The organism is Micromonospora sp. B11E3 (genome assembly GCF_039871625.1).
Lineage (GTDB): Bacteria > Actinomycetota > Actinomycetes > Mycobacteriales > Micromonosporaceae > Micromonospora.
In genome coordinates, this window is record NZ_JBDPMC010000218.1 from 1 (window position 1) to 1,101 (window position 1,101).

At 68.8% G+C, this 1,101-nt stretch carries 1 protein-coding gene; it reads left to right on the top strand.

Annotated features, from left to right (window positions below; translation table 11 throughout):
• Positions 1–166 precede the first annotated feature (166 nt).
• Entirely contained in the window at positions 167–736 is a 570-nt protein-coding gene (locus tag ABGB16_RS33755; RefSeq protein WP_347672105.1) for a histidine phosphatase family protein, read from the top strand.
• The last annotated feature ends 365 nt before the right edge of the window (positions 737–1,101 follow it).

A 1,101-nucleotide genomic window follows, 5' to 3' on the forward strand; every position in this document is an offset into this window, starting at 1 on the left:
GCTCAAACTCCAAGTACCAAGCCCGCGGACCCAACGTAGACCGGCATAGCTACAAAGCCACCATCGCGATCGACATCATCACAAACCATTGCGAAACACCCGCCGGACCTTAACCGAGCGGCGTTGCTTCTAGTTGAGGATTGGGTTCAAGGAGGGGGCGATCAGCGTGAGTACTCGCCTGATCCTGATCAGCCACGCACCCACCGCAGCGACCCGGTCCTCTGCCTTCCCGCAGGACGAGCCACTCGACGCGCACGGTCTGGCGGACGCCACCGCGCTCGCCGATGCGCTGCCCCGCGCCGACGATGTGCGGTGCGCCCCGGCACTGCGCTGTACGCAGACCGCCACCGCTCTCGGGCTGGCTCCAGCCACCGACGAAGGGCTGCGTGACGGAGACCTTGGCCGGTGGGCTGGCCGTACCCTGGACGACGTCGCGGCCGGCGAACCGAACGCTGTCGCGGCCTGGCTCACCGACCCGGCGGCCGCGCCACACGGCGGAGAGTCTCTCCACGACCTGCTCGACCGGACGGGTGGCTGGTTGCGCGCGGTGCCGGCCAAGGGCCGTACGGTCATCGCCGTCACGCACCCCATGGTGATCCGCGCGCTTGTCGTCAACGCGATCGCCGCCACACCCGCGTCGTTCTGGCGGATCGACATCGCCCCGCTCACGAAGACGGTGCTGCGCGGCGGCGCCGGACGCTGGACCCTACGCGCGACCGCAGGCCCGTTACGCTGACCCGGGCCGACGCATCGTCGCGATGACCAGCCTGAAAGCGCTCACCGTTCGCAGGCCGCCTGGGCTGAAAGGTGCGGCCCGTCAGCGCCGCTGGTCGAATCGCGCCGGGTCCGCTGGCGTCGATAGGCTCGGCGACGGCGGCCACGGTCATGTCGTCGAGCACGTCACCGAGCCACAGCGGCCGGGGCATCCGATCAGCGGACGGTCGGGGACGGGTTCACCGCCAAGACGGTCGAGCGCTTAGAGCCTGGTAAATAAGGGTTTCAGGTGTGTTGGTGACGGGCGAGGCGGCGAGCCATGACGATGACCATGGCCCACTGGACCATCGCGGCGTGGTGCTTGGGTAGCCGTTCGTAGTCACGGAC